General features: G+C 53.7%; 22 protein-coding genes and 2 tRNA genes. 8 read left to right on the top strand and 16 right to left on the bottom strand.

All coding sequences use genetic code 11. The features are described from left to right. Positions 1–152: 152 nt before the first annotated feature. Positions 153–1259, bottom strand: coding sequence for a polyamine ABC transporter substrate-binding protein (locus tag ACXAF0_RS13000; protein ID WP_475346301.1), 1107 nt, complete (start codon positions 1257–1259; stop codon positions 153–155). Between the two features lie 225 nt (positions 1260–1484). Further along, positions 1485–2834 (bottom strand): glutamine synthetase family protein, encoded by a 1350-nt coding sequence (locus ACXAF0_RS12995; RefSeq protein WP_475346300.1) that lies wholly within the window; start codon positions 2832–2834, stop codon positions 1485–1487. Between the two features lie 271 nt (positions 2835–3105). On the opposite strand from ACXAF0_RS12995, the gene dgcN reads away from it, so the two are divergent. From dgcN to ACXAF0_RS12980, 3 genes are all read left to right on the top strand, one after another. Beyond that, on the top strand, positions 3106–4110 hold the full coding sequence (gene dgcN / locus ACXAF0_RS12990; RefSeq protein ID WP_475346299.1) for an N-acetyltransferase DgcN: 1005 nt from the start codon (positions 3106–3108) through the stop codon (positions 4108–4110). A 1-nt stretch (position 4111) separates the two neighbouring features. Beyond that, entirely contained in the window at positions 4112–5092 is a 981-nt protein-coding gene (gene dgcA / locus ACXAF0_RS12985; RefSeq protein ID WP_475346298.1) for an N-acetyl-D-Glu racemase DgcA, read from the top strand. A 475-nt stretch (positions 5093–5567) separates the two neighbouring features. Continuing rightward, positions 5568–6671: a GGDEF domain-containing protein gene (locus ACXAF0_RS12980; RefSeq protein WP_475346297.1), complete on the top strand. Its 1104-nt coding sequence runs from the start codon at positions 5568–5570 to the stop codon at positions 6669–6671. Positions 6672–7438: 767 nt separating this feature from the next. Here the strand turns inward: ACXAF0_RS12980 and ACXAF0_RS12975 are convergent. Together ACXAF0_RS12975 and ACXAF0_RS12970 are read right to left on the bottom strand one after the other, a co-directional pair. Beyond that, positions 7439–8017: an N-acetyltransferase family protein gene (locus ACXAF0_RS12975; RefSeq protein WP_475346296.1), complete on the bottom strand. Its 579-nt coding sequence runs from the start codon at positions 8015–8017 to the stop codon at positions 7439–7441. Beyond that, on the bottom strand, positions 8017–8883 hold the full coding sequence (locus tag ACXAF0_RS12970) for an N-formylglutamate amidohydrolase (RefSeq protein WP_475346295.1): 867 nt from the start codon (positions 8881–8883) through the stop codon (positions 8017–8019). Before ACXAF0_RS12970 ends, ACXAF0_RS12975 begins: the two co-directional genes overlap by 1 nt. A gap of 347 nt (positions 8884–9230) precedes the next feature. Here ACXAF0_RS12970 and ACXAF0_RS12965 point away from each other — a divergent pair. Both ACXAF0_RS12965 and ACXAF0_RS12960 read left to right on the top strand, forming a co-directional pair. Beyond that, positions 9231–9307, top strand: a tRNA-Val gene (locus tag ACXAF0_RS12965). Between the two features lie 16 nt (positions 9308–9323). Further along, positions 9324–9400, top strand: a tRNA-Val gene (locus tag ACXAF0_RS12960). Positions 9401–9454: 54 nt separating this feature from the next. On the opposite strand, the gene ACXAF0_RS12955 is transcribed toward ACXAF0_RS12960, so the two are convergent. The 8 genes from ACXAF0_RS12955 to ACXAF0_RS12920 form a co-directional block, all read right to left on the bottom strand. Beyond that, a complete protein-coding gene (locus ACXAF0_RS12955) occupies positions 9455–10279 on the bottom strand; it encodes a hypothetical protein (RefSeq protein WP_475346294.1) in 825 nt (274 codons plus the stop codon). A gap of 516 nt (positions 10280–10795) precedes the next feature. After that, entirely contained in the window at positions 10796–11938 is a 1143-nt protein-coding gene (locus ACXAF0_RS12950; protein ID WP_475346293.1) for an ABC transporter permease, read from the bottom strand. A gap of 4 nt (positions 11939–11942) precedes the next feature. Beyond that, positions 11943–14723 (bottom strand): ribosome-associated ATPase/putative transporter RbbA, encoded by a 2781-nt coding sequence (gene rbbA / locus ACXAF0_RS12945; protein WP_475346292.1) that lies wholly within the window; start codon positions 14721–14723, stop codon positions 11943–11945. Positions 14724–14734: 11 nt separating this feature from the next. Beyond that, positions 14735–15745, bottom strand: a complete 1011-nt coding sequence (locus ACXAF0_RS12940; RefSeq protein WP_475346291.1) for an HlyD family secretion protein — start codon at positions 15743–15745, stop codon at positions 14735–14737. A gap of 199 nt (positions 15746–15944) precedes the next feature. After that, entirely contained in the window at positions 15945–16445 is a 501-nt protein-coding gene (locus ACXAF0_RS12935) for a hypothetical protein (protein WP_475346290.1), read from the bottom strand. 290 nt (positions 16446–16735) lie between these two features. Then, positions 16736–17227, bottom strand: a complete 492-nt coding sequence (locus tag ACXAF0_RS12930) for a cache domain-containing protein (protein ID WP_475346289.1) — start codon at positions 17225–17227, stop codon at positions 16736–16738. A gap of 192 nt (positions 17228–17419) precedes the next feature. Continuing rightward, entirely contained in the window at positions 17420–17716 is a 297-nt protein-coding gene (locus ACXAF0_RS12925) for a helix-turn-helix domain-containing protein (RefSeq protein ID WP_475346288.1), read from the bottom strand. Next, positions 17713–18087, bottom strand: a complete 375-nt coding sequence (locus tag ACXAF0_RS12920) for a type II toxin-antitoxin system RelE/ParE family toxin (RefSeq protein ID WP_475346287.1) — start codon at positions 18085–18087, stop codon at positions 17713–17715. The genes ACXAF0_RS12925 and ACXAF0_RS12920 overlap by 4 nt, the downstream gene beginning before the upstream one ends. A gap of 275 nt (positions 18088–18362) precedes the next feature. On the opposite strand from ACXAF0_RS12920, the gene ACXAF0_RS12915 reads away from it, so the two are divergent. Continuing rightward, positions 18363–19355 (top strand): DDE-type integrase/transposase/recombinase, encoded by a 993-nt coding sequence (locus tag ACXAF0_RS12915; protein WP_475346286.1) that lies wholly within the window; start codon positions 18363–18365, stop codon positions 19353–19355. A gap of 81 nt (positions 19356–19436) precedes the next feature. On the opposite strand, the gene ACXAF0_RS12910 is transcribed toward ACXAF0_RS12915, so the two are convergent. The 4 genes from ACXAF0_RS12910 to ACXAF0_RS12895 form a co-directional block, all read right to left on the bottom strand. Further along, positions 19437–20060 carry a YajG family lipoprotein gene (locus ACXAF0_RS12910; protein ID WP_475346285.1) on the bottom strand — a complete coding sequence of 208 codons (624 nt, stop codon included), beginning with the start codon at positions 20058–20060 and terminating at the stop codon, positions 19437–19439. Then, complete coding sequence (locus ACXAF0_RS12905) at positions 20047–20586, bottom strand: outer membrane lipoprotein (RefSeq protein WP_475346284.1); 540 nt, start codon at positions 20584–20586, stop codon at positions 20047–20049. Before ACXAF0_RS12905 ends, ACXAF0_RS12910 begins: the two co-directional genes overlap by 14 nt. A 329-nt stretch (positions 20587–20915) precedes the next feature. Then, positions 20916–21143, bottom strand: a complete 228-nt coding sequence (gene vapB / locus ACXAF0_RS12900; protein WP_475346283.1) for a type II toxin-antitoxin system VapB family antitoxin — start codon at positions 21141–21143, stop codon at positions 20916–20918. Between the two features lie 17 nt (positions 21144–21160). After that, positions 21161–21481: a Dabb family protein gene (locus tag ACXAF0_RS12895; protein ID WP_475346282.1), complete on the bottom strand. Its 321-nt coding sequence runs from the start codon at positions 21479–21481 to the stop codon at positions 21161–21163. Between the two features lie 105 nt (positions 21482–21586). Between ACXAF0_RS12895 and parS the strand changes: the two genes are divergently transcribed. Both parS and ACXAF0_RS12885 read left to right on the top strand, forming a co-directional pair. Then, the gene (gene parS, locus ACXAF0_RS12890; protein ID WP_475346281.1) at positions 21587–22036 is read left to right on the top strand and encodes a type II RES/Xre toxin-antitoxin system antitoxin; all 450 of its coding nucleotides are present in this window, start codon (positions 21587–21589) and stop codon (positions 22034–22036) included. After that, positions 22033–22497 (top strand): RES family NAD+ phosphorylase, encoded by a 465-nt coding sequence (locus tag ACXAF0_RS12885; RefSeq protein WP_475346280.1) that lies wholly within the window; start codon positions 22033–22035, stop codon positions 22495–22497. Before parS ends, ACXAF0_RS12885 begins: the two co-directional genes overlap by 4 nt. The last annotated feature ends 73 nt before the right edge of the window (positions 22498–22570 follow it).

The raw sequence follows: 22570 nt of genomic DNA, 5'->3' as shown, positions 1-22570 counted from the left end.
GGATTCGCGGGTGCCGAAATGGTGTCATATGCACCCGTTCGACGCTGTTGCGCGCGAGTCACTGGCGGGCAGACGCGAGTAGCAAAAGCAAAAGGGCGCGAACCATGTCGCGCCCTTCGCAAAGATCAGGGATCACAATCCGTTAGGATTGCTTACTGACCGGTTTTAAGCTTCGTCCACATGCGGGTACGGGTCCGCAGAAGGCGACCGCCCGGCTCAACTTTGGACTTCAGGCGTTCCTTGACTTCCTGCGGCGGGTAGATTCCCTCGTCTTCCAGAAGGGACGGGTCTACCAGTTCCATCGCAGCAAGGTTCGGGGTCGCATAAGCAACATAGTTTGCGATTTCAGCTTCGACGTCGGGACGCAGCACATAGTCGATGAACTTGTGTGCCAGTTCCGGGTTCGGTGCGTCTTCCGGGATCATCATCGCATCAAACCAGATCAGGGTACCTTCCTTCGGAATGACATACTTGATCTCGTTGCCGTTGCCGGCTTCTTCTGCGCGAAGGGCAGCCATGCCGACATCGCCCGACCAGCCAACAGAAATGCAGGTATTTCCGTTTGCAAGGTCATTGATGTATTGCGAGCTATGGAAATAGGTCACATGCGGGCGGATCTTCTCAAGCTGCGCAAAGGCGCTTTCGATCGATTCCTTGGTCGGCTCGCCGTCCGGCACATTGCCGAGATAGAAGTTCACAAGCGGAACAATCTCGCCCGGATCATCCAGAAGCGACAGGCCGCAAGACGACAGCTTTTCGGCATATTCCGGATCAAAGATCATCGCCCAGCTATCGACCGGTGCGTCGTCACCCAGAACTTCCTTGATCTTGGCAACGTTATAGCCAAAGCCGTTGGTGCCCCAGAAATACGGCACCGCATAGGTGTTTTCCGGATCATACTTGGCCTGCTGCTCAAGAATGATCGGATCAAGGTTGCCATAGTTCGACAGTTTGGATTTGTCGATCGGCTGGAACAGCTTTGCCTTGATCAGGCGTTCGGCATCGGCAAGGGTCGGAACCACAATGTCATAGCCGGAATTGCCCGCCAGAAGCTTGGCTTCGACAAGCTGGTTGCTGTCATAAACGTCATAGTTGACCTTGACGCCGAATTCCTTTTCGAAGTTCGCAACCGTTTCCTCGCCGATATAATCCGACCAGTTATAGATGTTGAGAACTTCCTGTGCCGATGCGCTGGTTGCAAAACCGGCAATGGCAGTTGCAAGCACAGCAAGGCTTGATGTTTTAAGAAGAGATTTCATTTCGCTGAGCCTCCCATGTGGCAGCGTTTGAATGTTTGGTGGCTCCGTTGTTTTCTTCCCCCGGAGCCCGGGGACGATCCTGATATCCTTCGAATGCTTCAGGATATTGTCAAATACAAGATGGAAAAATGTGCATTTTTCGCATCAAGTAGAAATTTGTGCATTTAACATGCAACATTCTTGCGCCGGGCGACAATACCCGGCGCAAAATTCCAAATCGGAGTCTTACACGTTCAGCAGCAGGTGCTCACGCTCCCACGCGCTGATGACGGTCTGATAGGCATCCCATTCGGCTTCCTTTACCGCGATGACGGCGGCGGCAAATTCCTCGCCCAGAAGTTCCTTGAGCGGCTTGCAACGATGGAATTTCGCAAGTGCCTCGTGGATGTGGCGGGGCAGGGAATGCGCACGGTCATAACCCGATCCTTCAATCGGGGCGGTGGCGTCGACTTCTTCCAGAATCCCCAAAAGACCACAGGCAAGGGACGCCGCAACCGCCAGATACGGGTTGGCATCCGCTCCCGGCAGGCGGTTTTCAACCCGGCGTGCTGCGGGCGGGCCGTTTGGCTGACGCAGGCCGACCGTTCGGTTGTCAAGCGACCAGTGCATGTTGATCGGCGCATCCGACCATGGCTGCAGACGGCGATAACTGTTCATGTTCGGTGCCAGAAGCGGCATGGCGGCCGGCAGATAACGCTGCAGACCACCGATATAGTTCAGGAACAGTTTGGAGTTTTCCCCGTCCGCATCGGCAAACAGGTTCTTGCCGGTCTTGAGGTCGAGCAGGCTCTGATGAATATGCATCGAGCTGCCCGGAAGGTTGCCCATCGGCTTGGCCATGAACGTACCATAGACACCGTGCTTGAGTGCGGTTTCACGCAGCGTGCGTTTGAACAGGAAGGCCTGATCGGCCAGTTCCAGCGGGTCGCCATGATTGAAGTTCATTTCAAGCTGGGCCGGACCCGATTCGTGGCTCATGGTATCGGCATCGATATTCATGGCCTCGCAATAGTCATACAGGTCCTCGATCAGCGGATCGAACTCGTTGATCGCATCAATGCCAAAGGCGTTCGATGCCCGTTCCGGACGGCCCGAACGGCCAATCGGCGGCTCCAGCGGGTTGTCAGGGTCGGTGTTCTTTGCCACCAGATAAAATTCAAGTTCCGGCGCAATCACGGGCTTCATGCCGCGTTCTTCAAATGCCTTGAGAACACGCTTCAGCACGCCGCGCGGGGATGTTGAAACTTCTTCGCCAGAAAAATGGAAACAGTCGCAGATGATCTGGGCCGTTGGCTCCTCGTACCAGGGAACAACGCGCACGGTGTCCGGGTCGGGCACCATGGCCACGTCCTTCTCGGCCGGGTCAAGGAAGGCATCGGTTTCCTCCGGATAGCCGCCGGTCACCGTCAGGCAGAAAATTGCTTCGGGGATGGCGAGGCTTTTGGCCTCCAGACCCTTCAGAAACTTCTGTGTCGGAAGAACCTTGCCGCGGGCAACGCCGGACATGTCCGGTACAATGCATTCGACTTCTTCGATTTTTCGCTCGGATAGCCACGTCTTGAGATCGGTGCTCATGTGTAGTCGGGCGCTTTCACGCCAGTCCTTCAAAATTGCATTTTCTTGCGTTTTTCGGGCCATTCCCGAACAAATTCACAAGAAAGGATGTTGGTCTTCGAAGACTATTGTATTTAATTTCGTTATTGTCGTGTTTTTTAGAATTATAGACGAAGTTTCGGTGTGATCGTCGAAGATATCGTTTCATATCTCTGGAACGATCCTACCAGATTGCGCTATAGTCACGCCACAATATTAAGAGCAGCGTTTGGATGCTGGTCAAGGAGGTATTATGAAAATCGCACATCCGTATCTTATGTTTCTTGGTGACGCGCCGGACGAACTGGCTGCAAAAACCGCTATCGGGATCAAGCAGTGGCGCCCGGAATGGTGCGTCGGTCAGCTGAGCCTGCCAGACTGCAAGGCCGACCTCGGTCTGCCGGAAATGTCGATCGCCGAAGCAAAGGCCGCAGGCGTTAAAACCCTGGTACTCGGCGTTGCCAACCGTGGCGGCATCATCGGCCCGGCATGGATGGAAACCCTGCTGGCTGCAATCGATGCCGGCATGGACATCGCCAACGGTCTGCACACCCGTCTTTCGACCATTCCGGAACTGGTTGATGCGGCCAAGGCCAAAGGTGTCAGCCTGTTTGACGTTCGTCACTTCGACGGAAAAGTGCCGGTCGGTAACGGTGAAAAACGCTCAGGCAAGCGCGTTCTGGCAGTCGGTACCGACTGCTCGGTTGGTAAAATGTACACCGCCCTTGCGATCGACGCGGAATTCAAAAACCGCGGCATCAAGTCCGATTTCCGTGCAACCGGCCAGACCGGTATCTTCATCGCCGGCGAAGGTATCTCGGTTGATGCCGTGATTTCCGACTTCATCTCGGGCGCTGTTGAAACCATTGCACCGGCCAATGACGCCGATCACTGGGACGTCATGGAAGGGCAGGGCAGCCTGTTCCACGCATCGTTTGCTGGTGTGTCCATGGGCCTGATCCATGGTTCGCAGCCCGATGCACTTGTGGTTTGCCACGAACCGACCCGTACGCACATGCGCGGTCTGCCGGGTTACAAGCTGCCGGATCTCAAGACTTGCCTTGAAGTCAACCTGCAGCACGCCAAACTGACCAACCCGAATTGCAAGGTTGTCGGTTTTGCCGTCAACACCAAGGCGCTTGATGATGCCGCTGCGACCAAGCTTCTGGCGGACATCGAAGCCGAATTCGGTCTTCCGGCTGTTGACCCGGTTCGGACCGGTGTTGCCCCGCTGGTCGACAAACTCCAGGAGATCTAAGTTGCCAAAACTCACTGTGATTTCCGAAGTCTTCCCCCTCGCACAGGTTTTCAAAATCTCGCGCGGGGCCCGGACCGAGGCACATGTGGTCAAGGTGAGCTTAAGCGACGGCACCCATACCGGGTATGGGGAATGCGTTCCCTATGCCCGGTATAATGAAACGGTCGAAGGTGTCATTGCCGACATCGAAGCACAGGCTGACGCCCTTGACCGTGGCATGACCCGCAAGGAACTTCAGGACGCCATGAAGGCCGGCGCTGCGCGCAACGCAGTCGACTGTGCCTATTGGGACCTGGAAGCCAAACGTATGGGCCGTCGTGTGTGGGAATTGATCGGGCATAAGGCCCCGGAAGGATTGATTACGGCTGAAACGCTGTCGATCGACACCCCGGACAATATGCGCGAAGCTGCCCGCAAGATCGCCCATGCGCCGCTGCTCAAGGTCAAGCTCAATGGCGAAAACGTTGTTGAGTCGGTCCGTGCGGTGCGCGAAGGCTCGCCCAAGGCACGCATCATTGTCGATGCCAACGAAGCCTGGTCGCTTGATCTGCTCGAAGATATCGGCGCCGAACTTGATGGTCTGGGTGTCGAGATGATCGAACAGCCGCTGCCTGCCGGGCAGGATGATGGGCTGATCGATATTGATTGCCCGGTTCTGCTGTGTGCAGATGAGTCTGTTCATACATTGGCCGACATTCCGCGTCTGGCCAATCTCTATGACATGATCAACATCAAGCTCGACAAGACCGGTGGTCTGACCGGCGCGCTCGAACTGGCAGAGGCCGCATCAAAGGCCGGCATGCAACTGATGACCGGCTGCATGGTCGGAACGTCTCTTGCCATGGCGCCTGCGATGATTACCGGTGCGATGTCGCGCATTGTCGATCTCGATGGTCCGATCTGGATGGCCAAGGACCGTGATCATGCCCTGACGTTCAAGAACGGCGTCATGGGGCTGCCTGATCGCGAACTCTGGGGCTGATCGGGATAGGGGCGAGTACGCATCTATACCACTGCATAGTCACCCTGTGATTGGGGTGGATTTTGACGGCGCACCGTAAACCCGGTGCGCCGTTTCAGTTTCCGGCATTCGGACTCACGTGCAGGATGGTTCGGCCCGCGGTAGAATATCCTGACCAAAATTTTTTTTGCTGCCATCTGTGGTGGGTTTTGTGTTAACTTTTTGTTTACGAATCAATATCTTGTAGCGGGTTCTTGCTGTCTTACAGCTCCATTCCAACCCTCATGTTACATCGCGCCACCCTAATGTATAGTTGTGTCTTCGGCCAATTAAAGGAACCATGGACCAGCTATAAAAAGGGCCGAAACTGGTCTACTTAAATCTGGTTGGAGCGGTTCGCGTGGTTTCAAGCCCTCTTGAAAATGGCAGCCCGTCTCAAAGGACGTTTCACTGCTGCTATCGGGATTTTCTCTACACGCCACGGCATGCAGAACTCATGCATCTGCGGCGCAAGGAATCGATTCTACTCTCCGCCCGTTTTGCCGCCCTTTTTGTTCTTGTTGTGATGCTCGTCGTTCCGTTCTGGGATGGGACTTTTACCTCTGAAATGTGGTCGTCGCAGACCTTTGTTTTGCGTCTTCTCGTGGTCGGGGTTGCGCTTGCCGTGATCACAAATCGTGCGGTCAGTGCCCGCTGGCGCCGACATTTCCCGTATCTGCCAATGCTGATGCTGATCGTTGCGGCTAGTCTTCTGTGTGTGTTTGCCGCCTACGATCCGTTGGCATCTGATCGGATGCACAGCACGCACAGTTTCCTTCTCATCGGATTGGTGATGATGATCGCCATCATGCCGATCACTCTGGTCGAGGCGGGGCTACTGGCCTTGCCGTTTCTGGTGTTGCTGGCGATTGGCGCGCAAAGCGGCCTTGCGACCGGGTTTGTGCCTTTTGAGATGCTTTTGGCGTTCTTGCTTCCCCTCGCACTCGTTTCCGCCCTGGTCCAGCTTTACCGTACCATTGCCGCCGCCCACGAAGTCGCGATTGATCCTTTGACCGGGTGCTACACCCGTGCCTTTGGCATGGAAATGATCCGGGTCAGTTTCGATGGGGCCCAACGTAAAAGCGTGCCTTACACAGTGGCCTTTATCGATCTTGATGATTTCAAGCAGATCAATGACCGCTATGGTCATGACTATGGTGACCGCATTCTGGGCGAAGTCGGCAAAAACCTGATCCATCGCTTCCGCCGCTCGGATCTTGTTGTCCGCTGGGGTGGGGAGGAATTCCTGGTCCTGCTGCCTGAACTCGATGCCGCGTGCGCTGCTGAGGTGCTTGACCGTGTCATGGCGCCCGGTTTGGCGCAGCTTGAAAACGGGCAGGTGCAAAAAGCAAGCGTCGGTCTGTCCGAGCGCGTCAAAGACGCCATTGCCTTGCCCCACAACCTGATCGATCTCGCTGATCAGCGCATGTATGACGCCAAAAAAAGCCGGGACCGCGATGATGACGTAGCACAGGCCTATTCCGGGCGCCGCAACACGGTCAGCGCCATGGCAAGCCCCTCGGCGGCCAATGCGCCCTCTGTCGATCAAAGCATCAACTAACACCTGATCTCGGCTGGCGTCCTCAGTCTTCCTGTCTGAACTCTCCTCACTCAAGCTAACCTCATCATATCGGTACTGGGGAGCGCCATCCTCGTGTGCGCGTGCCATGTCGTGTGGCTGCGGCTGCGCAATTGTCCGGCGCGTCGGGCCAATGGAGGACGAACGAACGGCTTTTGGCATCGGGCAGGGATGGGGTAATCGGCCCTGTCGGGGGAAAAAATCCGGAATCCGGCAGAAAAAGGCGCTTAAAATCGATTCAAATCTGTTCGGATTCGCGCCGATTCTCCGCTCCATTTCGAACATTCCGTTTTCTTCGATGGTCAAAAAATAACCGGGAGATGTGAATTTTGCGGGCGTTTGACGGTCAATGCCTCAAAATAATGCACAAAAAAGAAGCAGTAATATTTTTGACAAAAAAATAGTCAAAAAGCTATTGCGTCCTCCCCGGCAAATCAGTAATCTCCATTTGTGCGCTGCGGTAGGACGCAGTGCATTCCGGCGAGCGACTTGTCGCTCGTTTCTTGGACGTTTCCTCCCTAGACTTGGGCCGCTGTCACAGGCGGCCTTCTTTTTTGCCTGATTTCAGCCAATTACATAAAAGCAAAGCATATGTTCAACCCCTGAGCATATGGTGTGTTTTGGAATTGGTGAAATGGTGCGCCGCAAATTAACTTTCGGTAAGTCTGGCAATCAAACACAAAAAAGGCGCTGCCAGATAATGTCATGACAACGCCTTTGAAAATCTCTTTCTTGGGGCGGTTTGAAGCCTATTTCTCGCGCTTTGGGTCGTTACCGGGGGTATCGCTGTCCCCGTCGCCCAGACCGCGCTGCATGATCACGCTATCGACCCAGCGGCCCATTTTAAAGCCGGCCGACTGAAGCGTGCCGGCCACCCGAAAGCCCAGCCGTGCATGCAGCCCGATGGATGCAACATTGGCGCTGTCGCCAATCACCGCGATCAGTTGGCGATAGCCAAGGGCGGTGACCCGTTTGATCAATTCCGACAGCAATGCACTGCCCACTCCTTTGCCGACGACTTCGGGGGCGATGTAAATCGTGTCCTCGACCGTAAAGCGATAGGCCGGCCGCGTCCGATAGGCCCCGGCATAGGCAAATCCCTCAACCCGGCCATCAACATCAGCCACCAGATAGGGCAGGCCGCGTTCGCGCACATGTTGCCAGCGCGATGTCAGTTCGGCGATTTCAGGGGCGCGTTCCTCAAACGATGCCAGACCGTGCAAAACATGGTGGCCGTAAATCTCGGTGATGCGCTCAAAATCTTCGGGTTCGGCATCACGGATGACCAGGTCGCTCAACACGTCGCTGTTCTCAATTGTATCGGCCATTAGAACGGGGTCCCGTCGAGATCATGGAAGCGCCATATCAGATCGGTCATCTGGTCGCGCAGGACGTCAAATCCACGATGCGGGCTGATTGTTGCTTCATCCATATAAAGCGCGCGCGAAAGCTCGATCTGAAGGCTGTGCACATGTTCTTGCGGGCGACCGTAATGGCGTGTGCAATAACCCCCGGCATATGGATCATTGTGCGACGGGCAGAACCCCATATCGCGGAAACAATCTTCCACAAACCGCGTCAATGACGGGTGGCAGGAACTTCCATAGCAATCGCCAAGCACCAGATCAACGCGGTTTTTTGCGCTGTCGCACGAATCTCCGGGCATCGAATGGCAGTCAATCAGAATGCAGTAGCCAAAATTGGCCCGCGTCTGATCGATCAGCTTCTGCAAAGCACCGTGATAGGGCCGGTAATAGGTATCAATCCGTGAAAGCGCTTCTTCGGCGGGCAGGCGGGTCTTGTAAATCTCGACCCCGCCACTGACCACACGCGGTACCGATCCAAGCCCCGAAAGGGCGCGCATCGAATTGATGTCGTCATCCTCGGGCAGGTCGCCGTCAAACATGCGCGGATCAAGCTCCATCGCCGCCCGGTTCACATCAACATAGGCTCGCGGAAATGTCGCACACAACAAAGGCGCGCCAAGTTTGGGGGCGGCATTGAACAACTGATCGACAAAGGCATCCTCGGAGGCGCGCAGCTCAAACGCGCCAATCCGCGCCCGTTCAATCAGGTCTTGCGGATACTGACGCCCGGAATGCGGGGAGGCAAACACCACCGGCAGGGTTTGCCGGGGCGGCAGGACAACGGTGGCGGGGCCGGTTGTGGTAATTTCCGAAGGCAACTGGTTCATTGTCTTTCGTAAAGTCCATCCCATACGACGCGGCACCAGCCTTGACTGGCGTCCTGCGATTCATTCGCACCTTAGAGCTTTTTACATATGGATTGCACCGATTTTGTTGTCGATCGGCAAACTGTTTTGCAGGCCCCATGCCCGCAGCACGTTCCAGCCCATATGAAAAAGGTTCCAGCCTCTAGCATATGGGAATTGCCACGGAATTGATGAACATTTTTTGTCAAAAAACCATTTCTGGGGTTGCGCCAAGGTCCGCCTTGGGCTAAATACCGCCTCGCCGACGCAAACGGCACAGATCATGGTTTTCGGTTACGAAGCCCTGGTCTTTTGAAAGATGGATTTGCGGGCCTATAGCTCAGTTGGTTAGAGCGTTCGCTTGACATGCGAGAGGTCACAAGTTCGAGTCTTGTTAGGCCCACCATCTTTCCCACCCATAGGGGCCTATAGCTCAGTTGGTTAGAGCGTTCGCTTGACATGCGAGAGGTCACAAGTTCGAGTCTTGTTAGGCCCACCATTCCCACCCCGCCGGGTTCCCGCGCGGGGTTTTGTGTATTCTCTTTTCGCATCCCTAATCTGTAGGGAAGTGATTAAATGCAATTTCACCTAGACCTAGAAATACATCGTAGTAAGTCGAACTTATCGCGGATTGTGGGCAGTTAAAATCGCGTCTTGAGTGTCGGATTTGCCAGCCCTCAGACTTTGCCTTTGCTGCTCTTCCTGCAATGCTGCCGATGAAACTATTTTGGATTATATATCTGGGGACTTTGTCTCTAACCATGTAGTCAATGGTGTTCTTTACTGCCTGCCAAGTGATATTGAAGATTTGTGAAGTCGAAAAATCATCGAGCAGATTTTCAAATGTAGCTTCAGTTTTTTTTCCGATTACGGGCTCTTTGAAATCTCTTTGAAGTAGTAAGTAACCAAAATACTCGTAGCACTCGTGTTTGGCTATCTCGCGCCAAAGGAGAACTCGGTCCGCTCGCCATTGTTCAGGCCAAAGGTTGATGTCTTCTGCGGTCTTTTTTAGTTGGTTTATGAGTGTGGATTTGTGGTCGGGATGAATGCCTGGCAAAAATGCCCAAGTTACCTTCTTCGGCCAATACGCAGTCATTTCAGACAAATCTTCGGAGAATTCGAACGCATCAAGAGGGCTGTTGGGGTTTATCTCAATAAGGTTCTTTGCATTTAGGTGCCTCAACCCCTCCATGGCATATTCGAATGTGGGAGCCAACGGCGGATTAATTGTTTTAAAAGGCAGCGCCTCTTCAAAGTTCTCTGTGACCGCGTGTCGTTCTAAAGCTAGAATAAGGACTGCAGTTCTTAGAGAGAGGGTGTCGACTTCTGGAACGACTGACAGCTGTTTATCGCATGTGTTCCAAAGTGCTTCTCTCATCTTGCGCTCATTGACATCACGAACGATCCGCTGGACCTCTAGACAGTTTGAGCAACTACAAAATTCCGAAGTCGTATGGCCACATTTGGGGCATCTAGGTAAATCATTGGAGATTCCATATGAATTGCGACTCTTGCGTTTGCTTTCCATTGGAACTTCGTCACAGAACGCACAGACGAGGTCGCTGTGAACTATCTTTGGCAGCACCGATACAAATTGACTTGGCGTAATTTGCAGTTTGTATAACTGGATAAGTTCGGACACCTTCTTGTCGCTATTATAATAGAGAGAAATCAGTTCACTAATTTCCTCTTCAGCGAGATGAGCCAAAGCAGGGTGCATGGGGTACCTTCGTTGTAGTAGATCTCAGATCGCAAAAGTAAACAGTAGAAGTTGTTTTTAGTAAACTCAACTGTCCGCATGGGTTGGGGAACCTTAATTCCTTTTACAAAGATGATTCCCTTGTAAGCTATTCTGTGGGTGCAACGAAATTCTTGGGCAGTTGCCGCAGGTAACTCACCGCATCTGCGCGATACTCTTCCTGAACCGCATGGCACTGAAGGCAAAGAAACCGACCCCGATCGCAAACACCAGCAGGAATTCCGGCCAGACGACATCTATGCCCGCCCCACGAAACAGGATGGCCTGCGCGTATTTGACGAAATGGGTCGCGGGGGAGAACTGCATGATGTTCTGAAGTTCCTCGGGCATGCTTTCAAGCGGCGTGCTGCCCCCCGAAAGCAAGCGTAAGGGCAACACCACCAGAATAAACAGCAAACCAAATTGCGGCATGGAGCGCGTCATGGTGGCCAGGAAAATGCCAAGGGCGGTGGCAAAGAACAGATAGATCACCACACCGCCCATGAATAAAAGCTTCGATCCCGCAATCGGCACGCCAAGCACCAGCTGGACGACAAAAATCATCGACAGCATGCAGGCCATCAGGATCACAAGCCCATTGGCCCAGACCTTCGCCAGCATGATTTCATAGGGATTAAGCGGCATCACCAGCAAATGCTCGATCGTGCCGTGTTCACGCTCGCGAATAAGGGCTGCACCTGACAGGATGATCGACAGCATGGTAATCGCATTGATGATCTCCATCGTGCTGGTAAACCATTCGCTTCGCACATTCTGGTTATAGGCATAGCGCGTGATGATGGTCGCGGCTTCACTTTGGTTTTGCCCCGCCCAGGCCGACTTGCCGCCAAGCCAGGTTGAGACCTCCTGCGCGATAATGTTACTGATATAGCCCTGACCGATGCCGGCCTGCATCATGGCGGTGGCATCGATGTTAAGCTGTACTTCCGGATCGCGACCGGACACCACATCGGCCTCAAATTGTGGCGGGATCACCAGGACAAAGGTAAATTCACCGCTATTCATCGCCGCATCAATATCGCGCTCGTTAATGCGCACCGGCTCCTGAAAATACGGCGGCAGAAACGCGTCCGAAATCCGAAGCGACAGGGCGGAGCCATCCTGATCGGCAATCGCGATCGAGCCGCGCCGCAAGTCATGGGAAAAGCCGGTGGCCGAGTTATAAATCGCAAAGGAAAACGCCCAGACAATAAGTGCAATCAGCACCATGTCGCGTCTGAGGCTGAAAAGTTCCTTGATGCCAAGGCGATAGATATTACTGATCCGTCTGCCAAGCATGTCCTTACACCTCCTGCTTTTTCAAAAGCAGCATCGAAAGCACGGTCAATGCCGGGAAGAAGATCAGAAGGCTGATCAGTTCGGGATAAAGCTCCGCAAAGCCAAGCGCCTTGGTGAAGGTGCCGACACTGATCGACATGAAATGCGATGTCGGAATGGCCTTTGACATCAGCGCCGAGACGCCTTCGAGTGAGGAAACCGGTTGCATCATCCCCGAAAACATCACAGACGGCACCATGGTCGCGATCGCCGTGCCAAACAGGGCGGCGATCTGGGTGTTGGTAAAGGACGAAATCAAAAGCCCGAGGCCGGTGGTGGCGGTGACAAACAGGGTCGCCCCGATCAGAAGTGTCAACCCATTGCCCAGCAACGGCACCTCAAACCAGAACAGCGCCATCGCGCTCATCAAAAAGAAGTTGATCAGGCCCAGCACCACATAGGGCAATTGCTTGCCCCAGAGAAATTCAAGCTTGGATACCGGCGTCACATAAAGGTTGGTGATCGATCCCAATTCCTTTTCGCGCACCACACCGACGGCCATCAGGACGGCGGGGATAAACACCAGCAACAGCGCAATCACCGAGGGCACCATGGCATAGATGCTTTTGAAATCCTGATTATAGCGATAACGCGTTTCAATCCTGAGCGGCTGGCCGGTATCGGAACTTCCAACATCGCGTTTAAGATGCTCGCTTAAATACCGCTGATGAATGCCTTCGACATAGCCATGAATGGTCTCGGCGCGAAACGGCATGGAGCCATCAATAAACGCGCCGATTTCCGGGCTGGCGCCCCGGCCAACATCGCGCCCGAAACCCGGCGGAATTTCAATCGCCAGCGTGATGTCACCCGACAACATCCGGGCCTCAAGATCATCAATACTGGTCAGAGGTGCTTGCGCCTCGAAATAACGCGAGCCCGACAGGTTCTCTGTATAGGTTCGGCTTTCCGCGCTCTGATCGCGGTCCAAAACCGCATAGGTCAGGTTTTCGACATCAAAGGTAATGCCCCAACCAAAGACCGGCATCAGGATCGCCGTGCCAATAAGGGCAAACATCAACCGGATCGGATCGCGGACCAGCTCCATGGTTTCACGCAGCGAATAGGCCCATAAACGCCGGAAGCTGAACAGCGACGCATGCGCCGGTTTCCAGCTGCCCTGATCACCATTTGCACCATTTGCGGTACTTAGCGCATCTTCCGGGGCAGGGGCGGGCGTGGACTGCTCATCCTCACCGTCGGCCTCTTCCAGATGGCTGATAAACGCTTCTTCCAGCGTCTCACAGCCGCGCCCCTTGGTAATCGCATCGGGCGTATCACTGATCAAAACCTTGCCCGCATGCATCAGCGAGATGCGATCACAGCGCTCCGCCTCGTTCATGAAGTGGGTGGAGATGAAAATCGTCACGCCCTGATCACGCGAAAGCTCAACCAGCAATTCCCAGAACCCGTCACGTGCGACCGGATCAACGCCCGATGTCGGCTCATCCAGAATAAGGATTTCCGGGCTGTGAATGATCGCAACCGCCAGCGACAAACGCTGGCGCACACCAAGTGGGAGCCGTTCACTCAGGTCATCAAGATAGGGGCCAAGCCCGAACCGCTCGGAAAGCTCCTTGATCCGTGGTTTGATCTTGTCCTTTGGGATGTGAAACAGATGCGCATGCAGCTCAAGGTTCTGCATCACGGTCAGTTCGGAATAAAGCGAGAAGGCCTGGCTCATATAGCCAACCCGATTGCGCAGCGCGATATCCGTGCCATCAACCGGCTTGCCAAACAGCTCGGCGGTGCCCTCGGACGCATTCAAAAGCCCGGTCAGCATCTTCATGGTCGTGGTCTTGCCACATCCGTTGGAGCCGAGAAATCCGAAAATCTCGCCTTTCTCAATCCGGAAACTGACATCATCAACGGCGGTAAAATCCCCGAACTTCTTGGTCAGGTGTTCGGCAACAATCGCTGGCGTGTCGCCATGAATGGTGCGCTCCGGGATGTTAAGCTCGTGATGGTCTTTGCGCTGCTCTTCGGGCAGAAGGGCGATGAACGCCGCCTCAAGCGTTTCCGATCCGGTGCGTTGCAAAATCTCATCGGCCGTCCCGGTCGCCAGCACCTTGCCGTCATTCATCGCAATCAACCGGTCAAAGCGGGCGGCCTCATCCATATAGGCCGTCGCCACCAGAACCGTCATCGCATTTTGCGTCTGGCGGATCGCATCAATCAGTTGCCAGAATTGCTGCCGCGATAACGGATCGACACCCGTGGTCGGTTCATCCAAAATCAGGATATCGGGGTCATGGATCAGCGCACAACAAAGCCCAAGCTTCTGCTTCATCCCGCCCGAAAGCTTGCCCGCCAGGCGCTCGGTAAAGGGATCAAGCCCGGTCGCCTCAACCAGCCGTGAAATCCGTTCATCGCGCTCATGCTTGCCCTGACCAAACAGACGACCGAAAAACGCAAGGTTCTCGCGCACTGTCAGATCCATATAAAGGTTCTTGCCAAGCCCCTGGGCCATATAGGCAATGCGCGGCAGGATCGCGTTGCGGTGCTTGGCATCCGCCATCGATCCGCCAAGGGTTTCGACCGTGCCATCCTGCACTTTGCGCGCGCCTGATATCAGGGCAAGCGCACTTGATTTACCCACCCCGTCCGGGCCGATAAAGCCAACCGTCTGACCCACCGGAATTTCAAGGCTGATGCCATCAAGGGCCGCGACCTTGCCATAACGGTGCGAGACGCCTTCAAGCCTTACGGCGATCTGATCACTGCTGCGCTCGGTGTTGTCCACCATGGTGGGGCGCTCTATTGCGAGGTCTGACGCAGGGTCGCGTCATCGGGCACATTCGGGGTGAATTCATCTGGCCAGTTATGATGATCCGCCAGCATGACATAGGCCTCACCGGGCAGGCCGGTTTTTACCCGTCTCAGATGTTCGGACAGCAAGGCCTGATCAATGCGGATTTTGACCCGGAACATCAGTTTGTCGCGTTCTGACCGTGTTTCGACCTCGCGTGGGGTGAATTGCGCATCATCGGCAACGAACGATACCTTGGCCGGGATCACAACACTTGGCGCTGCATCAAGAATGATCCGCGCTTCATTGCCGACAAAGGCCAGACCCGCCTGACGGGTCGGCAGGAACACATTCATATAAACATCGGTCAGATCGATCATCGTGATGACCGGACCACCACCGGCCAGAACCTCTCCCGGTTCGGCAAGGCGATATTGCACGCGCCCGTCGCGCGGGGCTTTGAGGACCGAATCATCAATCTGAACTTCAATGCCTTCAAGCTCGGCCGACGCGGCGGCGACATTCAGCCGCGAACTGGTCAGGCGCGCCTTGGCCGCGGTGAGCGCCGCCTTGGCAATATCGCGATCAGCACGACGCTGATCGACTTCCTGTTGGGAAATGTTGTTGTTTTTGACAAGCTCTTCGGCGCGTGAAAGCTGCTGCTCGGCCAGGGAAAGTTCGCTTTCGCGCTGTACGATCTGGGCTTCGGCCTCGGCAATGCCCTGTTCGGCCGCGGCAACCTCGGCACGAGCGCGCGCACGATTTGCCATCAGCTCGGCGGTATCCATGCGCGCCAGGACCTGACCACGCGTGACCTGATCACCTTCTTCGACCAGAACTTCTTCGACCCGCCCGGCATATTTGGTCGCAACCCGGACTTCTTCGGCTTCAATCCGCCCGTTGCCCAATGCGATAAAGTCGGGAAGTTCGGACTGTTGCGCTTGCCAATAGGCATACCCACCCCCGGCGGCAGCGACAATCACCACAAGCACGATCAACACAGCACGCAAGTTTTTCATTCCAGTCTCCGCAAACGGTCAGGGGGTATGTGTCTTTGTCTTGTCCAACGGCAGAAAGCGCGCCGTGCCAATTGCATTATATGACCATTGTTCATTTTATGGTGCAACTGATTGTCACATACAATGATCTTGACGGGATTACTTTTGGAAATCTTTGATGTTGCTCAAGCAGGGTGCTTTTTGCGGCATCTGCGGTATGTCATCGGTCGCCAGCACCCAGCAAAAGCGACTGGTTAAGGTGATCAATCATCACTTGCGCACCCTTGACCTCCCGATAGATCAGAAGATAAAGCTCCCGCGTGTCGATATAACTCATCGTAAGCAATCCATTATCAAGGGCATCGGTGGCGGCTTTTTCAAACAGGGCTTTGGACCCCAGCACTGCATCGACCCGCCCGGCTTGCAAAAACCGGGTCAGGCTTGCCGTGGTGGGCAGTGTGCTATAGGGAATGCCGCGCCCTGAAAGCTCAAACCCCAGGCTGTCGCCAAGCAACACTGCAATATTCAACCCCGCAAGGTCGTCATAACTGTACCCTTCTGGCCGAAACCTGTCCGGTGCCGTCAGGACGTAAATATCAATTTCGGCGAAGGCCGCGCTAATGATGTAATCCCGTTTGTGCCAGCCAATATTCTGGGTCGCAATAAACCCGTCAAGCGTGCCTGCCTTGATCAGCTTGTCCGTGCGAAGCCACGGAAACATATGAAAATTCACGCAGTAACCTGCATTTGATAAAATTAAAGCAAGTTTGGCTTGTTCACGTTTAAAGATCGAAACCGGCTGTTTGCCATGTCCCGCTTCGATTGTTTCGGGCAAGGCAATGCGAAGATGTGGCAGATTTTGTTTGCTGCAACGCGTGTCGTTCAACATATCGGCATCTTGCGCATGTGCGCTTTGGTACACCAAAAACATACCGGCCAAAAGCCCGCAAATCATGCGCCATACCATAACTACATGCCGGGTAACTGCCGCAAAATGAGGCCGGACCCCGGTTATTTGTACGCGCCAGACGACACGACAAAATCCGCCATCCCGAATGAATAGGTGGTCTTTTCGGCCAGTTGCCCGCTTATAGGGTCCTGAAAGACATAATCTGTCCATGCTTCACCCTGTTCTTTTGTCTTTTCGACAATTTCCCTGCACGCAAAGCGTCCATTCGGGTTTTGCAGATCCCAGATATTGCGCCCGACCAGTGCCGGGTTCAAACCATGGGCCAGAAATGTGCAATTATAATCCTGCACGAAAATATACAGGTCCCTGTCTTGGAACTCTCCGTCGGGATCGGCAAAATCGCGAAAGGCCTGGGACATGCCGACCTTGTCAATATGGGCGACAGCCTTTTTGACCAATGCTTGCGCCTCGGCTGCTGTGCCGCGCTCGGGCGCTTGTTCATCGGCCAGTACCGGCCGGGCAGATACAGATAGCGTAAACCAGATCAGAAAGACGCACACCATGAATGATGCCGAAATCCGTAACAGAACCATCAAGTTCCTCGCAGTAAGTCGACAGTTTTGCATTTATAAATTGTAGCTAAAAGTATTGTTTCAAGCTTAAATCCCGCCCGCAAGCCAATTTCCCGGGCGCAATCCATCCGCGACCGGCCCGCAAACGAAAAAAGGGGACTGTTGCCTTTTGGGACATAAAATCGTCAAGACCTTTGCATTTTTTGCAACAGCTCACGCATCCGCAAGCGCTCGTCGCACCGCTTCCGGCTCTTTTTCGATCACCTTAAGAAGCACACGCGATGGCTCGTCTATATTCGACCGGCCCTGTTCCCAGTCGCGAATGCGGCCATAGGAAAACCCATAGGTTTCGGCAAATGCCTTTTGGGTCATGCCCTGTTTCTTGCGAATGCTTTTAACATCCACTTTTTCGGGGATATGGATAACGAACGCATCGGCGGGGGCCTTGCCTTCTGCCAAAGCCAAGGCTTCACGTGCGCCTTGAAGAATTCTTGATCCAGCTTTGCTCATGTGCGCTTCCTTGCTTTTTCGGCTTCTTCCCTGACCATCTTGCGCCAGGCCGATGGCAGGGCGGTCAGAATTTTTCGCAGATCATTTTTGTCTGATGCGGAAAGGCTCGCCTGATTGCTCTTGCTGTATATATCAAACAGGAAAACCGGTATGTCATCGGCTGTGAAAAACGTGATCACGCGATAACCGCCACTCTTTCCGCCGCCTTGCTTGGCTATCCGGACCTTTCTGGCACCACCCGTGCCCGCGATAACGTCTCCGGCATCGGGGTTCCTGGCAAGAAAATCCACAATGCTTTTCCTCTCGACGTCCGAGACATGCTCGTCCTTTGCCGAGGCCAGAAAAGCCGGGGTTTCAATCACCGTATGCATATAATAGATATGCGGAAAGTCCGCAGTTTGTCAAGTTCAAATTGGAACCTGTTCTCATCCGGTCATCGCCCGTTTCGCATTAACGGCTATAACAGGGGACAGTCCCCCTTTGGGGTCTTGGATAAAGGGGGCTGTCCCCTTTTTGGTCCACTAGATCGGCACAACCTGCAACCACCCACACCGTCATTCCCGCGCAGGTGTTTTATTTCGGATGATTGGTTGTATGGTGATGGCGTAGTGAGAGGTATGACTTATCTCAAGGAGCGGGCTGTATCATGGACTTAAAGCTGCATGCTAATGCCACCACAACACCGCGGACACGAGCCTATATTCAAGCAAGCAGTGCTTCCATTGCTGAGCTGGCCCTGGAACTTGGCGTAAGCGAGACCACCGTCCGGCGATGGAAAGGACGTGCCGATGTTCATGACCTCTCGCATCGGCCAAAGCGCATCCAGACACACTTCACCGCCTGCGAGGAAGAAATCGCTGTTGAATTACGGTCCCTGATAGGCCTCTCCATCGACGATATTCTGGAGGTCATGCGTCGCTGTGTGCGGGCCGATATCTCACGTTCGTCTCTGCATCGCTGCCTTAAGCGCCATGGTATCTCTGGCAAGCCTGCTGTCCCTAAACAGGCTTCTCAGATTTTCGAGCCTGTGGCATTCGGCTATGTTCATGTCGACCTCAAGCATCTCACCCGGATCGGCGGAAAAACAGCCTACGTTTTTGTTGCCATCGAGAGGGTGACAAGTTTTGTTCATGTAGAGATCGTTCAGAAACGAAATGCTGAAACCATTGCTGTCTGCTTCGAGCATTTTCTGGAAGCCTTTAGCTATCCTGTTCACACCGTATTGACCGATAACGGTTCGGAATTCACCGACAGGTTTGGTGGTGCCTACTGGACAACCCGCACCAAAGGAACCGGGCAGCATGCTTTCGACAAAGTCTGTGCCGCACACGGCATCAAGCACAAGCTGACGCGGCCCTATCGACCACAAACAAATGGCAAAGTCGAGCGCTTCAACCGTCGCCTCGGCGAAGCCCTCTCAAACGCTCCTGCAAACGGAAAAAATGCAGGACGAAATCGTTTCGAAACTCACGCCGAGCGCAACGACTTTATAAAAACCTTCATCGACAATTATAACAGAACAAGATTGCGATCCCTTGGGTACAAGGCACCTCTTGAGGCACTTGCCAATCTCTCGGGACACAACACGAAGGCGGGAGTCTCGGGTTGCAGTATCAAAAATAAAAGGCAGCACTCGTAATGAGTGCTGCCTTTCGTGCTCTATGCCAGTAAAAGGCCCACGAATATGGGGGCTTTTGTACCTGGCATTAAAATGCCGGTGCTAGGACGTAGGGATATTTTCCTTGTTATTTTTGATCGACAGAAGTGACTGATGTAAGTCGTTGTCGTTGGCTATTTTTGAAACGATGTCCGCCATGGCACCGATCAAAGCAAGGCGTGCGTTTGAGCCTGATGCCAGTTGAATGTCGGCTTCGATGGCTCCACCCTCGTAGGATTTTGAGAAAATAAGGTCACCAGACTTGTTCTTAACAACGATATTTATCAGGCCGTCGGCTACTGCATCACCGGCAAACATTCCAATCTTGAAGTCATTGTAGAAGCGAACCAAACCAACATTGAGGTCCGCGTCACCATCTTCAACAATTTGGAATCCAACGCTCTCCAATTCGAAAGCTACGGCATCTCTAAACGTTTCCGATACGTCATTTGTTGCTATGATCGCGGCCATTTCCATGCCGTAACCATTTTTCTTTGAACTTACGCGGTCCTTGTAGACAGTGCGATTGTCAGTGTTGGTGACTGAGACCTTAATCTGATCAGCACCTTCAACGACGGCAATGTTAGCTTTCCCCTGATAGGGAACATCGATTTCGTCGACTGTCAGGGCGCATCCAGACAGCAAAATCCCAGCATAAATTACAAGTAACGTTCTAATCGCTTTCAAGAGTGATCCCCTTTGGTTTCTTTATTGATGTCGGAAGATTGTTTGCCGGTAAGACACGCTGATAAGAACCATTTATTTGAACGATAACGCGGTCATCGGTTTCAAAAATCACATCTTTTTCGCTAACGTTTTGTGCGATCGTCAGCACTTTGCCATTTTCAAGCACGACGGTGTATTCTACGCCACCTCGATTGCGAATAGCCTGTTCCAGTGCAGAGCCAACTAATGCGCCAGCAACTGCTCCCCCCACAGCGCCTGCAATACTTCCCGAGCCACTACCAACTTGCGCGCCAGCTGCAGCACCGCCTGCGCCTCCGGCAATACCCCCGGCCAAAGAATTGTCTGCTGTGATTTCAATATCTCGAACGGATATGACTGTGCCGAATCTTACAACTTGGATTTGTCCCACTTCGGAGTAGTTGTAGCGGCTTTGCGTGGAATAATTGCAGCCCTGCAGTGCGAGTATTCCTAATGGAATTACAAATGCAAAGCTGCTGGGTTTGGTCCGGTTTATAAATTTTCTCATAAGAGTACCTGTTTTTTGACGCTTAACAGCGATGCGCGAAGAGTAATCTCTTACTTTAGGTTTATAGGTTTAAAACCTGAGGTGGTAAACGGTATAGTTTGTTCTTTTTTCGTATGGGGGAGGTCAACTGAGCGATTATACTATGGGCGTACGCTCATCGTTTGCGCTCGTTTATTTTAATCCAAGCATACGACGAAGCGCTGACGACAAAAAAATGCACTTTGAAGGGCTCCTTAAACCCAATTCTCCAAACGCAGCCCATCCAGCCGCTCAAAATCGCGGTGTTGGTGATGAAGAGGATAAAGCCGTGACTGAGTGCGGTGTTGTCTTCAAACTAGGCGCTTTGGAGTTTGGGGCTGGTTGCGATCTTCCATAAAATCATCACTGACCGCAGGACCGTCAAAAAACGTGTCCCACAAATGGTCACTTGGCGCAATCACACGCGCCACACCAACCGAAATCACCTCGACCGTTTTCGTGCCTTTAGGCAACGCAACATCATCTGGCAGATGGACAGCCTGCATCTTGCCGTTTTGCAAAACAGATGCCTTTGTCATGCTTGCCTCCTGTAAAGTTACGAAGGTTTTTCGACAACCAGATCAAACACCACCAATCCGGCCATGCCACCCTCAAGCAGCCCAACCAACTGCCCACCCAAGGCCTTATGCTCTGGATGTTCCAGATAGGCATCCCGTGCCGCCGCATCGTCAAAATCAATTGAAAATCCGTGCCGGAAGCCTTGTTCAAGCCCCTCCGGGCTGACCGACACGCCGCCATCAAACCCGCGCATGCCGGGGAGGTGGTTTCGAAGGTCCGCCAGCTTGGCAAACAGGCTGTCGATTTCGGCCTTGGTGGCCCCGGCCTTGAATTTGGTCAGAACGATGTGACGGATCATGGCGGGCTCTTTCTGCGTTCTGTGGTGGAATATCGTCGCTGACTTGTACTGTGATGCTCATGTGATATATAAAGAAGGTATCATTTGATTTGATTGGAGGCTCTCATGTCCTCAGCTCTTGCGCAACCCAAACCTGATGCCGCGACTGGATCGGGATTTTGGAAAGCCGTCGGCATACCGCCGCGCGGGCCGGAACTGCATGACGTCTTGAAGCAGGGCATTCCCTATGCGACCTATGGCAAGCTTGCCTCTGCTGCCGGGTTGGATCGCAAGGAATTGGCAAAATACGTCGTCATTCCAATGGCAACCTTGCAGCGCCGGGCCAAGCAAGGTCAATTCAAGCTTGAAGAAAGTGACCGTCTGTATCGCTTCGCCGAGGTTCTTAAGGCGGCAACCGATCTGTTTGAAGGTGACCAGCAGCAAGCACGCAAATGGCTGTTATCCCCTGTGCAGGGATTGGGCGGCGCACGTCCTGCCGAAATGGTTGCCACATCTGCCGGAACCGAAGCCGTGCTTGACCTGATCGGTCGCCTTGAGCACGGCGTCTTTGCATGAGCTCTGTTTCGGGCTTTCGTCTGGTCAAACAGAAATGGAAAGCCTCGGCATTCGACGGCGAAGGGGCCCGTCGTTATGGCGGGCGTTGGAACAGTCGGGGAAAATCGGCCATTTATCTCGCGGCATCCCAATCATTGGCGTTGCTCGAAATCATGGTGCATTTGAACGATTATCGCCTTCTGCAAAGCTATGCGATGTTCGAGGTGCGCCTTCCAGGCGACGGCATCGAAACACTGGCAAAAGATCATTTGCCTTCGGACTGGCGCGCCGAACCGGCACCATCCTCGACCGCAGAAATCGGTGATGTCTGGCTGGACGTCAACTCAAACCTCGCACTCGCCATTCCAAGTGTCATCATCCCTCAGGAAAACAACTATCTGCTCAACCCTGCCCATAATTTGTTTTCCGAGGTCGTGGAAACTGCGACCGAAATAGAATTTTCAGTCGATCCAAGGCTATAGAGGCGAACTCTGCTCGCAACCTTGGCGGTGATGATATCGGGCAATTCCTCTATCATGTGAATGCAGTTTGACC

The organism is Thalassospira sp. ABD4_177, assembly GCF_056160125.1.
Note: the sequence above shows the minus strand (reverse complement) of the source record. Positions and strands in the feature narration are given on the sequence as shown.